This window comes from Micromonospora sp. NPDC048842, assembly GCF_040649935.1.
GTDB lineage: Bacteria > Actinomycetota > Actinomycetes > Mycobacteriales > Micromonosporaceae > Micromonospora > Micromonospora hortensis.
In genome coordinates, this window is record NZ_JBEZGK010000036.1 from 1 (window position 1) to 15,975 (window position 15,975).

Below are 15,975 nucleotides of genomic sequence, written 5' to 3' on the forward strand. Positions count from 1 at the left end.
GGCCGAAGAAGGGCTAGTGGTTAGCAAATCTCGCTCTAAGCGCGTGGTACACGCTCCAGAACAGTCAAAGAAAAACGAGGCGACAACTTCATGATCGACGGGGTTGGGGGTTAGGGGGGCGCGGCTCCCCGTGTGGCCGCGACCCCCTGGTGGTGGTCAGCCGTTGAGCATGTCGTAGGCCACCTTTGGCGCCTCCTGTGCCGCGCTCCCGGTCGGGGCGGTGAGCTGTGGCGCCGAGCCGTAGTCGGCGTACTTCACCAGGTACTTCCAGGCCTTCGCCTTGCCGGCGGCGGGGATGGCCAGGGTGAGCGAGGCGAGGTTGCCGTCGGGGCCGACGACGGCAGTGAACGGGACCTGCCCGGCCGCCGCACCCAGGGCCGCCACCTCCTCCTCGCCGACGGCCTTGCCGGCCTGGCCCTTGGTCAGGTCGACGATTCCGGTGTACGTCTGGGCGTCCTTCGCCTCGACCGAGGTGGCGGCCTCGATGATCGGGCCGGCGTTGCCGACGTCAGCACCGTCGTACGTCGGCGCGCTTTCCCCATCGGTCAGCTTGGCGCGGTCCAGTTCCATCCAGCGGCTTGGCAGCTTCGGCAGCCCGGTCAGCCCCTCGGTACCGGTGAACTTGACCTTCAGCCAGAGCTGTTCCTTCACCAGGAGGAACGACATCCGGGTGGTGAAGCCGTGCTCCGGGTCCTTGTACGCGGCAGTGAGGTCCATGCCCTTCGCGGCCGGGTCCACCACACCCGAGATATCCGAGCTGGAGTCTTTCCCGGTGAACCGGAATGCGCCCTCGGTGCCGTCCGGCACCGCGGCGAGCAGCGCCTCCTTCGGCGTGGGGGTTGGGCTCGGGCTGCCGCCAGCGGCGGGACCGGACCCGTCCGGGCCGCAGCCGGCCAGCAGAGTGGTCGCGGCGATGACGCCAACCAGGGTGCTGAACCTCCGCCGGATGGTGCCGGTGTGGCCGGTTCCGTTCGTCATCACAAAATCTCTTTCCTTGACGGTGCTTGGCTTCTGCCGGGAGAGATGCTGCCGGGCGGTACGGCGGAAACACTGCCGATATGCTGCCGTTCGACGGCGGTGCACCGACGGGGCGCCGGCAGTGGGGTGTCAGGAGCGGAAACTCGCATGTCAGGTGAGCTGCGCTTCGAGGTTCTCGGGCCCCAGCGGGCCTGGCACGGCGACCGGGATCTCGACCTGGGGGCCGGCAAGCAGCGGGCCGTCCTGGCCGTGCTCCTGCTGTCTGGCGGCCGTCCGGTCACCACCACGCAGATCGTGGACGCCGTGTGGCCCGAGGAGCCGCCGGCCAACGGTGCGAACGTGGTGCAGAAATATGTCGCTGGGCTGCGTCGGGTGCTGGAGCCCGAGCGCACTCCGCGTAGCCCCGGTCAGGTGCTGACGCTCACCGACGCTGGTTATCAGCTCCGGCTCGGGCCGGACGCGGTCGACGCCATCAGATTCGAGCGGGGGATCCGTCGGGCCGAGCGGCTTCGCGCCGAGGGTCGGGTGGCCGATGCGGTGACCGAGCTGAAGACCACATTGGAGTTGTGGAAGGGCGAGCCGTTCAGCGGCTTCGCCGGGCCGTTCTTCGACTCCGCCCGACAGCGTTGGTTGGAGCTGCGGGCCACCGCGCTGGAGAGCTGGGCCGACCTGGAGCTACGCCTGGGCGGGCACGGGGAGATGGTCGGTGAGCTGCGCGAGTTGACCGCCGAGTTCCCGTTGCGAGAGCGGCTGCGCCACCAGCTGATGCTGGCGCTGCACCGCAGCGGGCGGCAGGCCGAGGCGCTGGCCGAGTACGGCGACTTTCGCGGCCTGTTGCGCGACGAGTACGGCATCGAGCCGGGTGACGCTCTTCAGGACCTGCACCGCCGCGTCCTGCGGGCCGATCCGGCGCTACTGCCGCCCACTGCCGTGTCACTGCCGTCGACGACCGTCGAACCAGCCAGGCCCAGCTCCGGGCCACCGGCCCCCGCCCCACCACCCACCGCCGGGCCACCCACCGGGTTGCCGACGACAGTGCCGACGCGACCGGATGATCCGTCGAGCAGGGCACTACCACCGCGGCTGACAGCGGAAGCTGCGGCCGTGCCACCGCAGGCCGGCCCACCACCCGTCAGCTCGCCGCCGTTGTCGACTCACGTCCCGGAGCCGTTCCCGGTGTACGGCCCCCCGCCGAACCTGTCGACCCTGGTGACCGCGCCGCCACCCCTGGATGGCGCAAAGCGCGCCAGGATGTCGCCGCCGCGCTGGGCGAGCAGGGTTGCCACGATCGTCGGTACGGCACTCGTCCTGCTCTCCGGCGGCTGCCTCACCTGGGTCGTGATCCTCGCGTACGCGGCCTGGCGGCGTAGCTGGCGCCTCGGCATCGCCGGCGTCGGCTACCTGGTCCTGATCACCGTCGAGGTGAACCTGCTCAACATCGAGGACCCGGAGGCCGAGGTTGCCGACGTCACCGCGTTCTCCTTCTTCGGTTTGGCGCTGATCACCTGGGTTGTCGGGGCGGTGCACGTGATCCTGCTCAGTCGAGGCCTCTGGGCGGCGATCACCGGCAGTCAGCGGATGAACGCGGACGACCGGGTCGACGTCGAGCGGCGCGTCCGTCGGGAGCACGCCCGCTACCTGCTTCACCACTACCCGGCGGCGCGCGGTGAGCTGAGCCTCGGCCGACCCGACCTGGCCCGGAGCTTCGACGACGGCGGCCTGATCGATGTCAACGCCGTCCCGGAGCAGGTGCTCGCCATGCTGCCCGGCCTGACCGAGCACCAGTGCCGGCAGATCGTGGTGGACCGGTGGATGCGCGGGCCGTACGCCTCGATGGAGGAGTTCGCGGGCCGCTGTCTGCTGCCTCCGACCACCACCGAACCTCTCCGCGAGCTGTTGGTCTTCCTGCCCCCGATGCCGGTGCCCGTTGCGGAGCAGCCGCCACCGGTCGGATCGTGACCGGAACCTCTCGCGCGCACCGGGGCGTAGGCGCCCAGCGCTGGTAGAAATGCCGGGTGGAGACAGCAGAGCGGGCAGCGGTACGCGAGCGGGCCGAGGCGGTGCTGCGCCGGCTGGCCGGTGACCACGCCCGGCTGCGCGAGGATCAGTGGCGCGCCATCGAGGCGCTGGTCGTCGACCGGCGGCGGGTGCTCTGCGTCCAGCGCACCGGTTGGGGCAAGTCGGCGGTCTACTTCGTGGCCACCGCCCTGCTCCGGGACCGCGAGCAGGGCCACCAGGCCGGCCCGACAGTCATCGTCTCGCCGCTGCTGGCGTTGATGCGCAACCAGGTCGAGGCCGCCGCTCGGGCCGGCATCCGGGCCCGCACGATCAACTCGGCGAACCTCGACGAGTGGGACGAGATCACCGCCGAGATCCAGAGCGGCGCGGTCGACGTGCTGCTGATCAGCCCGGAACGCCTCAACAACCCGGACTTCCGCGACGGCGTCCTGCCGAAGTTGGCGGCGACCACCGGCCTGCTGGTTGTCGACGAGGCGCACTGCGTCTCCGACTGGGGGCACGACTTCCGGCCGGACTACCGGCGGCTGCGGACCTTCCTCGCCGAGCTGCCCGAGCGCACCCCCGTGCTGGCGACCACCGCCACCGCCAACGCCCGGGTCACCCAGGACGTCGCCGAGCAGCTGGGCGACGCCCTCATCCTGCGCGGCACCCTGGACCGCGAGTCGCTGCGCCTCGGGGTGCTCGACCTGCCCAGCCCGGCGCACCGGTTGGCCTGGCTCGCCGACCACCTGGACCAGCTGCCCGGCTCGGGCATCGTCTACACGCTGACAGTGGCGGCAGCGGGGGAGACTGCCGAGTTCCTGCGCTCCCGGGGCTACCCGGTCGCCTCGTACAGCGGGCAGTCCGACGACGCCGACCGGCGCGCCGCCGAACAGGACCTGCTCGACAACAAGATCAAGGCGTTGGTCGCCACCAGCGCCCTCGGCATGGGCTTCGACAAGCCCGACCTGGGCTTCGTCGTCCACCTCGGCGCGCCACCCTCGCCGATCGCGTACTACCAGCAGGTCGGCCGCGCGGGCCGCGCCGTCGAGCACGCCGAGGTGCTGCTGCTGCCCGGCGTCGAGGACGCCGCGATCTGGCGTTACTTCGCCTCGCTGGCGTTCCCACCGGAGCAGCAGGTCCGGGCCGTGCTGGCCGCCCTGCACACCGACCGCCCGCTCTCCACCCAGGCGCTCGAACCCCTCGTCGACCTGCGCCGGGCCCGGTTGGAGCTGATGCTCAAGGTGCTCGACGTGGACGGCGCGGTCCGCCGGGTGCGCGGTGGTTGGCTCGCCACCGGCGAGTCGTGGGTCTACGACGAGGCCCGGTTGCGCCGCGTCGCCGAGGCGCGCACCGTCGAGCAACAGGCCATGCGGGAGTACGCGACCACGTCCGACTGCCGGATGCGGTATCTACGGGAACGCCTGGACGACACCGGGGCGGCCGACTGCGGCCGATGCGACAGGTGCGCCGACCCACTCTTCGCCGCTGACGTGTCGACTGCCGCGCTCGCCGCCGCGCAGACCTTCCTGGGGCGACCCGGCGTGGAGATCGCGCCGAAGAAGCTCTGGCCTACCGGGCTCGACGCGGTGGGCGTACCCCTCAAGGGCCGGATCGCCCCCGCGGAGCAGGCGCTGCCGGGCCGGGCCGTCGGGCGCCTCTCCGACCTGGGCTGGGGTGGCCGGCTGCGCGCTCTCGTCGGCCCGGAAGCGCCGGACGCACCGGTGCCCGACGACGTCGCCGGCGCCGTCGTGGAGGTGCTGAAGGCGTGGGCGCACGGCGACAACCCGTGGCCCCGCCGGCCGGTGGCGGTGGTCGCTGTCGGTTCCCGACGGCGGCCCCGGCTGCTCGGCTCGCTGGCCGATCGGATCGCCACGGTGGGCCGGCTGCCGCTGCTCGGCGTGGTCACCGCGGCCGGCCCCGACGGCCCGGCTGGGCCGCGCGGCAACAGCGCCCAACGGGTACGCGCACTGCACGACACCTTCACCGTGCCGACCGACCTGGCCGAGGCCCTGGCCGAGCTGGACGGCCCGGTGCTGCTCGTCGACGACCTGATCGACTCGGGCTGGACGATGACGCTGGTGGCCAGGGCCCTACGCCGAGCCGGTGCGACCGACGTGCTCCCGCTCGCCCTCGCCGTGGCCGGCTGACAGGCTGCGCTCGCGTCGGTGGTGAGGCGAGTCCTCGGCGATGATCGGGTCTGCGCCGCCGGTCGTGCCTGGTCGGGGCGTTGTCCGGTGCTGCGGCGCGGTCCGCACCGGTCGGGTGGGAAAGTTCCCGGGCGGTGTCGAGTGCGACAGTCGCCACGCTGTCCGGGCGTCGGCCTGACCCGGCAGGGCACGGCGGTACCGTGGGCGGCATGACCGACCAGCAGCTCGTCACCCGTGCGCGCACCGATGCGGGCAGGAGCGCTGGCGGTGAGGCCGGCCAGGCGCGGGGCGTCGGTCGTGGCTGACCAGGGCCCAGCCGAGCCGGACCGGAGCACTCTCCGGCTGGCGCTTGTCGTCGGCGGGCTGGTGCTGGCGGTGCTGCTCGGCTTCGGCCTCGGCCGGCTGAACGCCAACGGTGCCGCCACCGGCAGCCCGTCGTTGGCCGCCGAGCACACCGACCCGCCGGGTGTCGCGCCGCACAACCACGGCTCCGCCACGACCACCGATCAGGGCGCGGCCACCGAGCCGGGCGGTCTCGCGGTCAGCTCGGCCGGGTTCACACTGGCGCCGCTGGCCACCGAGTTCGCGGCGGGTCGCCCCGGTCAGCTCCGCTTCCAGGTGCGCGACGCGCAGCGCCGGCCGGTGACCCGGTTCGCCATCGTGCACGACAAGCCGATGCACCTCATCGTCGTCCGGCGGGACCTGACCGGTTACCAGCATCTGCACCCGACCATGGCGGCGGACGGCACCTGGTCGGTGCCGTTGACCCTCGCGCAGCCGGGCCTCTGGCGCGCGTACGCCGACTTCACAGTCGTCGCCGACAACGGAGCACAGACCGCTGTGACCCTCGGTACGGACCTGGTGGCTCCCGGCGACTACCGACCCCGTCCGCTGCCGGAGCCGGCCACCTCGACGACAGCGGACGGCTTCACTGTCGGCTACCAGGGCACTCCGCAGGCCGGGGCGACAGTGCCGCTGACCTTCCGGGTGGATGGCGCTGGCGGCGCCGCCCGGCTGGAGCGGTACCTCGGGGCGTACGGGCACCTTGTGGCGTTGCGTGAGGGCGACCTCGGCTACCTGCACGTGCACCCGGAGACCGAGTTGGTGGACGGTCAGATCAAGTTCTGGTTGACCACCCCCGGCCCGGGCCGCTACCGCCTCTACCTCGACTTCCAGGTGAAAGCCGAAGTCCGAACCGCCGAATTCACCCTCACCGTCCCCTAGGCCCGCTCCGCTCCGCCCCGCCCCTCTCGTTGGTCATGAAGTTATTGCCACTCGCCACGGCGTGTCGGGACAATGACTTCATGATCAACAGCGCGGGGTGGGTGGGGTGGTTAGCTGGCTCGGCGGATGGGGCGGCGGGCCAGGTAGCGGAGCAGGTCGCGGATGTGGTGCTTCTCCTCGGCGGGGACCGTCGGGTCGGCCAGCCGGTCCAGGATGGCCCGGACGTCGGCTTCGACCGGGCCCTCGTCGTGGCGGCGGCGCGGCGCGGGACCGGCGTCGGGTAGCCCGAGCGCGCGGAACGCGGCGGCGACCGGCAGATCCAGCGCGGAACAGAAGCCGCGCACCTTGGCCAACTCGGGATAGTCCTGCCAGTCGCCGGCCAGCCAGCGGAACACGGTGGAGCGGCCCACGCCCGTGTGCGAGGCAAGATCAGTCACGGTCCAGCCACGTTCGTCGCGAGCGTCATCGATGGCGCGCCGGACGAAGCGGGCGAAGGCCATCTGCGGTGATACGTCGGCTGATCCCATCCCTGTGTGTCTTCCCCTCCTGCCGGAGCACCGGGACGATGCGCCTTCCGAGGGTAGTACGCCAGGAGGCGGAAACAATTGACTGACCGCACAAACTGTCCCGTGGACGAGACTTTTCTCTGGAAGCGTGTGTGCAGAACGAAAATTGCATCGAGCGATCTTCATCGTTCTTCTATTAAGCTCGGTGCCCGTCCCGACATCGCGTCTGTCGTCTGCCGCCGCCGACCGGACCACCGCCGAGGAGCACCATGGCCGAATCGAGCCGCCCCCAGCCGTACCAGCCCGGTGCGGTGAGCCTCTTCTTCGTTGCCAAGGCCGGCGTCTTCGCCGCCGCGTTCTGGATCTGGTTGCTGGTCCTGGTGCTCCGCACGGACTCCGCGACCGGCCTCCAGGTGCTGGCCGCCACCGGCGCCATCACCACCACGCTCGTCGCGGTGCTGCTCGGCGCCCGGATGGCGTTGCAACACAACGCCGCCATCCGGCACGCCGAGGTGAAGAAGCTGCTGGTCGACATCTCCTGGAACGCCTTCGCGGCGGCCGGCAACGCCGAGACCGAGGGCAAGGTGGTGCCATTCCCGACCGCCGCGGGCGACGGTGAGTGGGCCGCCCAGCGGCCCGCCGCCGACCGGGTGTCGGTCCTCGACCGTGGTGCCAGCGAGCGCAACGGTGGCCGGGACCGCCGACGCTAGCCGCCCAGGGGCTGAGCGGGTGTCTCTCCGGCGGCCAGCAGCGTCTCCAGCCGGGGAGTGACCTGCCACTGGTCCACCAGCTCGCGGTACTCCGCGCGCTGCGGCTCGGTTGCCTCGGCGCCGGTACGACGGGCGCGGATCAGCAGGTTGCGCGGGGTGTGCTGCGAGTCCACGAACTCCACCACCTCGGTCCGGTACCCGTGCACCCGCAGCAGCCCGGCGCGCAGCGAGTCGGTGAGCACGTCGGCGAAGCGCTCGCGCAGGATGCCCTGTCGGGTCAGCAGCTCGTACGGGGCCGGGGCGGGGTGGGTGCGGAGCTGCTTCGCCAGGTCGTGGTGGCAGCACGGCGCGGCCAGCACCCAGCGGGCCTCCCAGCGCACCGCGCGGGCCAGCGCCTCGTCGGTGGCGGTGTCGCAGGCATGCAGCGCCAGCACCAGGTCGGGGGCGGGGTCGACGACGGCGTCGGCGATCGTTCCGGCTACGAAGCTGACCTGGTCGGCCCAGCCCAGTCGTTGCGCCAGCTCGGTGTTGCGCCGCCGCTGGTCCTCCCGGACGTCCACGCCGACGAGCTGGACGTCGAGCCCCCGACTCGTCAGGTAGCGGTACGCGGCGAACGTCAGATAGGCGTTGCCGCAGCCCAGGTCGACCACCCGTAGCGGACCGGTCAGGTCGTCGGGCAGAGTCGCGGCCAGGGCCCGCAGGAACGCGTCCACCTGGCGGCGCTTGGCCGCCGAGCCGCCGATCTCCGCGAAGATCGGGTCGCCGGGATCGAGAAGGTATTCCTTCGTCCGGTCGTTTCCGGTGGGTGTCGCCACCGGACGGGACGTCGCGGCCCGGTGCACCTGCGCCTCGCCGGACTTGGTCACCCGCAGTTGGAGGGTCGCGTCGGCCGTCTCGACGTGCCAGTTGCCGAACGGCTCGGCGAGCAACTCGTCGATCGCCGCAGCGGCCTCCGGACCGGAGGCGAGGTTGCGGGTGTAGGGGCGAGCGCCGTCGGACGTGGTGATCTGCATACGGGGCCCGGCCTTGAGTCGCACCGGCCGCAGCTCGGCCCGCTCAACTGTGGGGCGGCGACCGCGTCGACGTCCGGCGGCGACCGCCCGGGTCAGCGCGGGGTCGAGCAGCAGCGCCCGAACCTCGGTCAGGGCGGCGTCCAGTGGTTGCGGCATCGTTCCATCTTCGGCAGGTGGGGTGGGAGAAGGGAACATCCCCCGCACCGCGCGAGGCGGTGCGGGGGATGTCAGGTGTGGCTGGTCGTCAGTCCGCTGTCGCCTCGGCCGGCGCATCCGCACCGGAACCGCCACGGCGGCGGCGTCGGCGGCGCGGCTTGGTCGCCTCACCGTCGGACGCGGCGGCCGGCTCGGAGGGGCCAGCGTCGGCGGAGATCACTGCGGTCGCCTCGGCCGCGACCACCTCGCCGGCCCGGCGACGACGCCGGCGGCGGGGGGTACGGGTGCCTTCGTCGGCGGCGTCAGCCGCTGGTGCCTCGGCGGCGGCCGGAGTGCCGACCGCCGGCGTGCCGGCGTCGGAGCGGTCGCGGCGACCATTGCCCCGACCACGGCGCTCGCCGCGACCCTCACCGCGACCCTCACCACGGCTCTCGCCGCGTCGGGGGCCCCGGCCACCGCTGTCGCCCCGACGGGAGCGGGTCGTCCCACCCAGATCCTCTTCGATCTCGGCGGACAGCCCGGCCCGGGTGCGCTCGGCGGTGGGCAGCGTGCCGCTCACCTCGGTGGAGATGTGCAGGTCGGTGTAGAGGTGCGGCGACGTGTGGTACGTCTCCGGCGGCTCCGGCATCTCCAGACCCAGGGTCTTGTCGATGATCCGCCAGCGGGGCATGTCGTCCCAGTCGACGAAGGTCACCGCGACACCCGTCGCGCCGGCCCGGCCGGTACGACCGATTCGGTGGGTGTAGGTGTCCTGGTCTTCCGGGCAGTCGTAGTTGATGACGTGGGTGACGCCTGTGACGTCCAGCCCACGGGCCGCCACGTCGGTGGCGACCAGGATATCGATCTTGCCGGCCCGGAAGGCCCGCAGAGCCCGCTCGCGGGCGCCCTGGCCGAGGTCACCATGCACCGCGGCGACCGCGAACCCGCGGAAGTCGAGGTCCTCGGCGACGCGGTCGGCGGCCCGCTTGGTACGGGTGAAGATCATGGTCAGCCCACGCCCCTCCGCCTGGAGGATGCGCGCCACCACCTCGACCTTGTTCATCGAGTGGGTGCGGTAGACCAATTGCTGGGTCTGCGGCGACGGGCCGGTCTCGGCGGTGTGCCCGGCGTGGATCGTCATCGGCTGGCGCAGGAAGCGACGCGACAGGGTGACGATCGGGTCCGGCATGGTGGCCGAGAAGAGCATCGTCTGCCGGTCTTCCGGAAGCATCGCCAGGATCTTCTCGACGTCGTCGAGGAAGCCCAGATCGAGCATCCGGTCGGCCTCGTCGAGGACGAGTGCGTGCACCCGGTCGAGCCGGAGGTGCTTCTGCTTCTGCAGGTCCATCAGTCGGCCGGGCGTGCCGACCAGGATCTCGACGCCCTTGCGCAGCGCGTCGATCTGGGGCTCGTACGCCACGCCGCCGTAGATCGGCAGCACCCGGACGCCACGCGTCCGGCCGGCGGCGGCCAGGTCCTTGGCGACCTGGATGCCGAGCTCACGGGTGGGGACGACGACCAGCGCCTGGGGGACACCGTCGCTGCCCTCGCCCGGGGCGAAGACCCGGTCGAGCAGCGGTACGCCGAAGCCGAGGGTCTTGCCGGTGCCGGTGGGCGCCTGGCCGATCAGGTCGACGCCGCGCAGCGCGATCGGGATCGCGTATTCCTGGATGGCGAAGGCGCGGGTGATGCCGGCCGAGGCCAGGGCCTCGACCGTCTCGGCGCGGGCGCCGAGTGCGGCGAACGTGGGGGCCTCCGGTCGAACCGGGGCGGTGGGGGCCAGTTCCTGGCCGTCCAGCAAATCTTGAGTCAGGTCGCTCATGTGGATGTGGGGGTGCCCTCTCGTGGGTGCGCCCGTCATGTCCTCAGGGCGCGTTCGGTATGACGCGGGCCACACGGTCGGCGGCAGATAGCCGAGCCGGACCGGGCCGCACGCGCGCCGCGGGCTGAGCTTCGATCAGATCGGCGCCCACGGCAACTGCTCCATGTTACCTGAACAGGCATGCCCCCGTCCCGATTCCCAGTCGGCCACTCGCCACGCGGGGCAAGCAAATGTGACCTACGCCACATATATTGCACGCCACCTGTCCCGTCGACCTTGATCGTGAAGTTCGGCTGGGGTGCGAAGTGCGCGGGACGCGCCCGAGGGTCGGTACGCGATAGCCTGCCGCTCGTGTCCGCCTCCGGTTCCGCGTACGCCGACCTGCTGGGTCTGGTCGCCTTCGGCGAGCTGCTCGCCTTCGAGCGGATGGCAGGCGATGCCCGGCTCGCTCCTGACCTGCGCCGCCGGGCCGCGCTGAACGAGATGGCCGCAGCCGAGATCGCCAACTATCGGCGCCTCGCCGACCGGCTCACCGCGTTGGGCGTACCGCCCGAGGAGGTGATGGCGCCCTACGTCGAGCCGTTGCAGGCGTACCACGACTCGACCGAGCCACGGGACTGGGCGGAGGTGGTCACCAAGGCGTACGTGGGCGACGCGATCACCGACGACTTCGTTCGCGAGATCGCCGACGCGCTGGAGGAGCCGGACCGGGCGCTGGTGCTGGACGTCCTGCACGACTCCCGGTACGCGGACTTCGCCGCAGCGGAGATCCGGGTGGCCGTCGCCGACGACCCCCGGGTGGCCGGTCGGCTCTCGATGTGGGCCCGGCGGCTGGTCGGCGAGGCGTTGTCCCAGGCCAGCCGCGTCGCCGTCGAGCGGCCCACCCTCACCGCGCTGATCGCACGAGACGGCCGGGTCGACGTGCCGGGGCTGTTCGGCAGGCTCACCACCGCGCACACGGCGCGAATGGCCGCCGCCGGGCTGAACAACTGACCACCCGGCCGGCGCCGGCCTGCGGCAGGTGGGCCGAGTGCCGACCTGCCGCGATGGCCGGACCGGTCAGCGGACGGTGAACCCGACCGCCCGCGACGACGCCTCGGCGATCTCGACGTAGGCGACCTTCTCGACCGGAACGATGACGCGCCGGCCCTTCTCGTCGGTCAGGGAGAGCGTGCCGCCGTTGCCGGCGAAGGCGTCGGTCACGATCTGCTCGATCTCGGCCGGCGACTGCGCGCTGTCCACTACCAGCTCGCGTGGCGCGTACTGCACGCCGATCTTGACCTCCACTGTGCCTCCTCAACTGGGGCGAGAGAACCGCCCTGCGAAGGCTATCCGATCACGGGGCCGCCGGTCAGGCTGACTCACCTTGCAGCGGGAAGCTCGCGATGCCCCGCCACGACAGCGCGGCCACCAGCGCCTCGGCCTCGGCCTTCGGCACCTGCCGACCGCCGGCCAGCCAGAACTGCGCTGCCGTCTCCGCCGCGCCGACCAGCCCGGAGGCGAGCAGCTCGGCGTGCGCCCGGCTCACACCGGTGTCGGAGATGATGGTGTCGGTGATCGCCGCGATGCAGCCCTGCTCGACCCGCTCCACCCGCTGCCGCACGGCCGGGTCGTTGCGCAGGTCCGACTCGAAGACGAGCCGGAACGCCTCGCTCTCGTGGTCGACGAAGTCGAAGTACGCCCGTACCGAAGCGCTGACCCGCTCCTTGTTGTCGCTGGTACCGCGCATCGCGTCCTGCACCTGAGCGACGATGGCGTCACAGTGCGTGTCGAGCAGCGCCAGGTAGAGATCCATCTTTCCGGGAAAGTGTTGGTAGAGCACCGGCTTCGAGACCCCGGCCCGCTCGGCGATGTCGTCCATCGCGGCGGCGTGGTAGCCCTGCGCGACGAACACCTCCTGCGCCGCAGCGAGAAGCTGCTTACGACGCGCGGAGCGGGGCAGGCGGGTGGGCCGGCCAGCGGTCTGTGCACCGTTCCCCGCAGCGGTCATGGGATCCTCCGAGTTCTCCGTACGAGCCGGCATTTTCCCCCCAGACCGGGCGAGGCCCGTGACCTCGGTCGTGGAAATGGCCCGCCGCTGTAACTTATCGCCACTCTCGGCACACGGTAGCCTCAGCGGGGGCGACCAAGGAGCGCGCGGTGAGTGAAACAGGGCAACCCGGAGCCGCCACCCCGGGAGAGCACGGCGACGGAGCGGGTCAGCACGACGACCCGAGCCGTTCCGTCAGTGGGTGGGCGCCTCCGGCGGGTGGGTGGCCGCGAGCCGCCGACCGCGAGGACGCCCGGGATGAGGCGCCGCGCTGGCAGCCCGACCCCGCGTCGGGCTGGCGGACCTCCTCGACACGGCACGGCGACCTGCCATCGCCGCTGGTCGGGCGGTCGGGCGACCCCGAGTCGCCGGCCCGCGCCAACGGCCACCACGTCAACGGCACGCACCACTCGGACGACGCCAACGGCGTCCACCACCCCGGCCTCGAACCGCCCGCGGGACGCCCCACGCCGGTGAGCGCCCCACCCGGGCTGCCCGCCGAGGGTCGCCCCGGGGCGGCCAGCGACCGGCTCGTGGTGCCCGCCCAACGTCCCGCACCGCCGACGGAGCAGGGTGCCGTCGAGCCCGACCCGGGCCCCGCCCCACACTCCACCGTCGATCCGACTGCCGCGCACCGTGCCCGCTGGGCCGAGCCCGGATTGCCCACCTCGGCCCCGCCGGCCGTCCAGGTGCCGCCCGTCGGCACCGCGGCGTCGGGTTTCGAGGTGCCGCCCGGCTTCCACGCGCCGACCGGCGAGCGGCTGGCCGCCGACGAGAGTCCGACCGCGCCACGCGACTGGCGGGACCCGCTCGCATCCGAGCCTGCGGCGACCCCGGGACGCACCCCGGGCCCGACCGCGTCCGCCGACGAGGGCGAGCCTGGTCGCGCTGCGGAGGGTTCCCGGCCGGCAGAGGCGCATCGCGCCGGAGAGGCGCATCGCGCCGGGGACGCGCACCGTCCCGGCGAAACGCACCGGGCCGGGGAGTCGTCGGCCATCGAGCCCGACTGGTCGGGTCCGAGCTGGAACCGTCCGAGCTGGGGTGGCGGGTGGGCCCCGCCCTGGTCCCGTCAGGACGACGAGCCGGCTGGCCCGGCAGCACGGGACGAGCCGGCGCCGGACTGGGTCGGCGAGCCCCACCAGCCGTACGAGCCGGTGCGCGCCGAGGTGCCCCGTCCGTACGAGCCGGTGCGCGCCGATCCGCCCCGGGCGTACGAACCCGCCCGGGTCGAATCCGAGTCCACCCCGGAACGCCCCACCAAACCGACCGGCGCACCACCGGCTGACCGTCCGTCGTGGGCGGGTGGCGCGACGCCGACCAGTGGTCCGCCGGCCGACCGTCCGTCCTGGGCGGGGTCCGGGGCGATCGACGGACCGCGAGCCGACCTTCCGTCCTGGGCTGGAGGGGCCGATCCCGACCCCACCAGCGCGTCGCCCGCGCGGCCCTCCTGGGCTGGGGGGTCCGATCCGACGCCGACCAGCGTGCCGCCGGTGCGGCCGTCCTGGGCCGGCGGGTCCGAGACGGCGACCAGCGTGCCGCCGGTACGACCGTCCTGGGCTGGCGGGGCCGAACCGCCCGCGACCGGCGCGGCGTCGACGCGGCCGTCCTGGGCCGGCGGTGCCGATCCGGCACCGGCCAGTTCCCCGCCGACGCGACCGTCCTGGGCCTCCAGCCCGGCGTCGGCCGACCCGCCCGTACCGGCCGAGGCGATACCTCCGGCACCCGCCGGACCGCCTCCGGCTCCGGCCGGGCCACCTCCCACGCTCACCGACGCGCCACCGGCTCCGGCAGGCCCGTCGCTGGTCGCGGAGCGCTCGTCCTGGACCGGCGGTTCGCCGACGGCGAGCAGTTCGCGGGCCGAGCGGCCGGACTGGTCCGAGGGCAGGCTCCCGGCCACCCCTGTCGAGCGCCCGTCGTGGCCGGCCAGCCGGTCGGCCAGCGCCGGTGGGGGCGACGGAGGCGAGACGCCCGGCCGGCCCCGGCCCGACGTCCGACCGACCGCGCCGTTCCGGCTCCGGCCGGCGACACCCGAGCCCGGTCCGTCACCCGTCGAGCCGCCCCCGCCGGCCGCGCCTGTCAACGGCTCGCCATCGACTGACGCCACCCCGTCCTCCACCGCAGCGGTCCCGCCCACCGCCACAACGGGTTCCGGTCGCCGCGATCAGCCCGCACCGGCCTCCGCCTCCGCCTACGCGGCGCGCCGATCCGCTCCCGACCCGACGTCGCCGGCGGACGATGGCCGGCAGTCGGCTGCGAGCGCGGTGGTGCTGCCGCAGCGCGTCCCCGCGGAACCGGACGTGCCCGTCGTGCCGGAGCCGCCAGCCGTGGAGCCACCCGCCGAAACCCCGGAACTCGCCCGCATCGCCACTCACCTGCGCCGGGACGACGAGCCAGCCCCACTGCGCGAGCGCCCGGAGGGGTTCGATGTCAATGCCATCCTGGACGCCGTCCGGGAGGTGGCCGGTGTCCGTGACGCGGCCCTGCGCCGTACGCCGGCGGGGGCGCACAGTCTGCGACTGGACCTGGCCGACGGTGCCGACCCGGCCGAGGTGAGCCGGCAGGTGGCCCGGCTGCTCCAGGAGCGGATGGGGTTGGCCGCGGCCCCGCAGAACGTGCCCGGCCTGCCCAGCACGCCACCACCACCGGTTCGCCGTCGCGCGGCCGAGCCCGCCGAGCGGCGTGCCCCGGAGACGCGAAACGCGGCTTCGCGCGACCCCGGCGAGGTTCGGTCGGCCGAGTCGCCGACTGTCGCCCGCCCGTCCGGCGCTCGGGTCGAGTCCCCGCCGGCCGGCCCGGAGCAGCGGACCGGCACCGACCCGACGCGCCGCCGTCGGTCGAACGCCCCGCACCGGGGGCGCGCCACGGTGGAGGAACCCGGGTCCGTCTCGTCCGCGCCGACCGGCGCCGCGACCGGTAGCCCGGCGACCTTGGGCACGTCGTACTCCGGTGGTCAGGTGACCACGACGGAGTCGGCGCCGTCCCGGCCGCTGGAGACCGGCGGTACGCCGGGGCCCCGAGTGGTGATCGACCACGTGCAGGTCAGCACCTTCGGCCTGGACGCGAACGTGGAGGTCCGGCTGCTGGCCGGGGGCGACAGCGCCTCCGGGTACGCCACCGGGCCGGCGGTGGACGGCTACGTGTTGCGGCTCTGCGCGGTGGCGGCGGCAGCAGCTGTGGACGAGTTGCTGCGCGGTACCGAGAACGCCGAGCGCGGGCGCTGTTTCGTCGAACACGCTGCCGTGGTGCCGTTCGGCAATTGCGAGGTGGCCACAGTGGTGGCGCTGCTGGTCTGTGAGGGCTGGGTCGAGCAACTCGCCGGGTCGGCCCTGGTCGCTGGTGATCCGCGTCAGGCGGTGGTCCGGGCGACGCTGGCGGCGGTCAACCGTCGGCTGGAGGCGCTGCTGTCCTGA

The 15,975-nt window shown here is 73.1% G+C and carries 12 protein-coding genes; 6 read left to right on the forward strand and 6 right to left on the reverse strand.

The features are described 5' to 3' along the window. Positions 1–156: 156 nt before the first annotated feature. Positions 157–978, reverse strand: coding sequence for a hypothetical protein (locus AB0C19_RS31330; protein WP_357191149.1), 822 nt, complete (start codon positions 976–978; stop codon positions 157–159). A 147-nt stretch (positions 979–1,125) separates the two neighbouring features. Here AB0C19_RS31330 and AB0C19_RS31335 point away from each other — a divergent pair, with 147 nt between their 5' ends. The 3 genes from AB0C19_RS31335 (at position 1,126) to AB0C19_RS31345 (ending at position 6,350) form a co-directional block, all read left to right on the forward strand. Continuing rightward, positions 1,126–2,937, forward strand: coding sequence for a BTAD domain-containing putative transcriptional regulator (locus AB0C19_RS31335; protein WP_357191151.1), 1,812 nt, complete (start codon positions 1,126–1,128; stop codon positions 2,935–2,937). A 56-nt stretch (positions 2,938–2,993) separates the two neighbouring features. After that, a complete protein-coding gene (locus tag AB0C19_RS31340) occupies positions 2,994–5,126 on the forward strand; it encodes a DEAD/DEAH box helicase (protein WP_357191153.1) in 2,133 nt (710 codons plus the stop codon). A 297-nt stretch (positions 5,127–5,423) separates the two neighbouring features. Beyond that, the gene (locus AB0C19_RS31345; RefSeq protein WP_357191156.1) at positions 5,424–6,350 is read left to right on the forward strand and encodes a hypothetical protein; all 927 of its coding nucleotides are present in this window, start codon (positions 5,424–5,426) and stop codon (positions 6,348–6,350) included. A 110-nt stretch (positions 6,351–6,460) separates the two neighbouring features. Here AB0C19_RS31345 and AB0C19_RS31350 read toward each other — a convergent pair whose 3' ends face one another. Continuing rightward, entirely contained in the window at positions 6,461–6,877 is a 417-nt protein-coding gene (locus AB0C19_RS31350) for a helix-turn-helix domain-containing protein (protein ID WP_357191159.1), read from the reverse strand. A 248-nt stretch (positions 6,878–7,125) separates the two neighbouring features. On the opposite strand from AB0C19_RS31350, the gene AB0C19_RS31355 reads away from it, so the two are divergent. Further along, positions 7,126–7,566 carry a hypothetical protein gene (locus tag AB0C19_RS31355; RefSeq protein ID WP_357191162.1) on the forward strand — a complete coding sequence of 147 codons (441 nt, stop codon included), beginning with the start codon at positions 7,126–7,128 and terminating at the stop codon, positions 7,564–7,566. Here AB0C19_RS31355 and AB0C19_RS31360 read toward each other — a convergent pair. Both AB0C19_RS31360 and AB0C19_RS31365 read right to left on the reverse strand, forming a co-directional pair. Next, on the reverse strand, positions 7,563–8,735 hold the full coding sequence (locus tag AB0C19_RS31360; RefSeq protein WP_357191165.1) for an SAM-dependent methyltransferase: 1,173 nt from the start codon (positions 8,733–8,735) through the stop codon (positions 7,563–7,565). The two genes, AB0C19_RS31355 and AB0C19_RS31360, sit on opposite strands and share 4 nt — an antisense overlap. 88 nt (positions 8,736–8,823) lie before the next feature. After that, positions 8,824–10,536: a DEAD/DEAH box helicase gene (locus AB0C19_RS31365; protein WP_357191168.1), complete on the reverse strand. Its 1,713-nt coding sequence runs from the start codon at positions 10,534–10,536 to the stop codon at positions 8,824–8,826. Between the two features lie 351 nt (positions 10,537–10,887). On the opposite strand from AB0C19_RS31365, the gene AB0C19_RS31370 reads away from it, so the two are divergent. Continuing rightward, positions 10,888–11,529: a ferritin-like fold-containing protein gene (locus tag AB0C19_RS31370; protein ID WP_357191170.1), complete on the forward strand. Its 642-nt coding sequence runs from the start codon at positions 10,888–10,890 to the stop codon at positions 11,527–11,529. Between the two features lie 66 nt (positions 11,530–11,595). Here the strand turns inward: AB0C19_RS31370 and AB0C19_RS31375 are convergent, their stop codons facing one another. Together AB0C19_RS31375 and AB0C19_RS31380 are read right to left on the reverse strand one after the other, a co-directional pair. Then, the gene (locus AB0C19_RS31375) at positions 11,596–11,823 is read right to left on the reverse strand and encodes a DUF3107 domain-containing protein (RefSeq protein ID WP_088950288.1); all 228 of its coding nucleotides are present in this window, start codon (positions 11,821–11,823) and stop codon (positions 11,596–11,598) included. 64 nt (positions 11,824–11,887) lie between these two features. After that, positions 11,888–12,526, reverse strand: coding sequence for a TetR/AcrR family transcriptional regulator (locus AB0C19_RS31380; RefSeq protein WP_030489514.1), 639 nt, complete (start codon positions 12,524–12,526; stop codon positions 11,888–11,890). Positions 12,527–13,929: 1,403 nt separating this feature from the next. Between AB0C19_RS31380 and AB0C19_RS31385 the strand changes: the two genes are divergently transcribed. After that, a complete protein-coding gene (locus tag AB0C19_RS31385; protein WP_357191248.1) occupies positions 13,930–15,975 on the forward strand; it encodes a hypothetical protein in 2,046 nt (681 codons plus the stop codon).

Bases quoted from the DNA above. Each gene is read 5' to 3' on its own strand.
- AB0C19_RS31365 (WP_357191168.1), bottom strand. From the start codon at position 10,536: ATGAGCGACCTGACTCAAGATTTGCTGGACGGCCAGGAACTGGCCCCC.
- AB0C19_RS31355 (WP_357191162.1), top strand. From the start codon at position 7,126: ATGGCCGAATCGAGCCGCCCCCAGCCGTACCAGCCCGGTGCGGTGAGC.
- AB0C19_RS31330 (WP_357191149.1), bottom strand. From the start codon at position 978: ATGACGAACGGAACCGGCCACACCGGCACCATCCGGCGGAGGTTCAGC.
- AB0C19_RS31360 (WP_357191165.1), bottom strand. From the start codon at position 8,735: ATGCCGCAACCACTGGACGCCGCCCTGACCGAGGTTCGGGCGCTGCTG.
- AB0C19_RS31350 (WP_357191159.1), bottom strand. From the start codon at position 6,877: ATGGGATCAGCCGACGTATCACCGCAGATGGCCTTCGCCCGCTTCGTC.
- AB0C19_RS31335 (WP_357191151.1), top strand. From the start codon at position 1,126: ATGTCAGGTGAGCTGCGCTTCGAGGTTCTCGGGCCCCAGCGGGCCTGG.
- AB0C19_RS31380 (WP_030489514.1), bottom strand. From the start codon at position 12,526: ATGACCGCTGCGGGGAACGGTGCACAGACCGCTGGCCGGCCCACCCGC.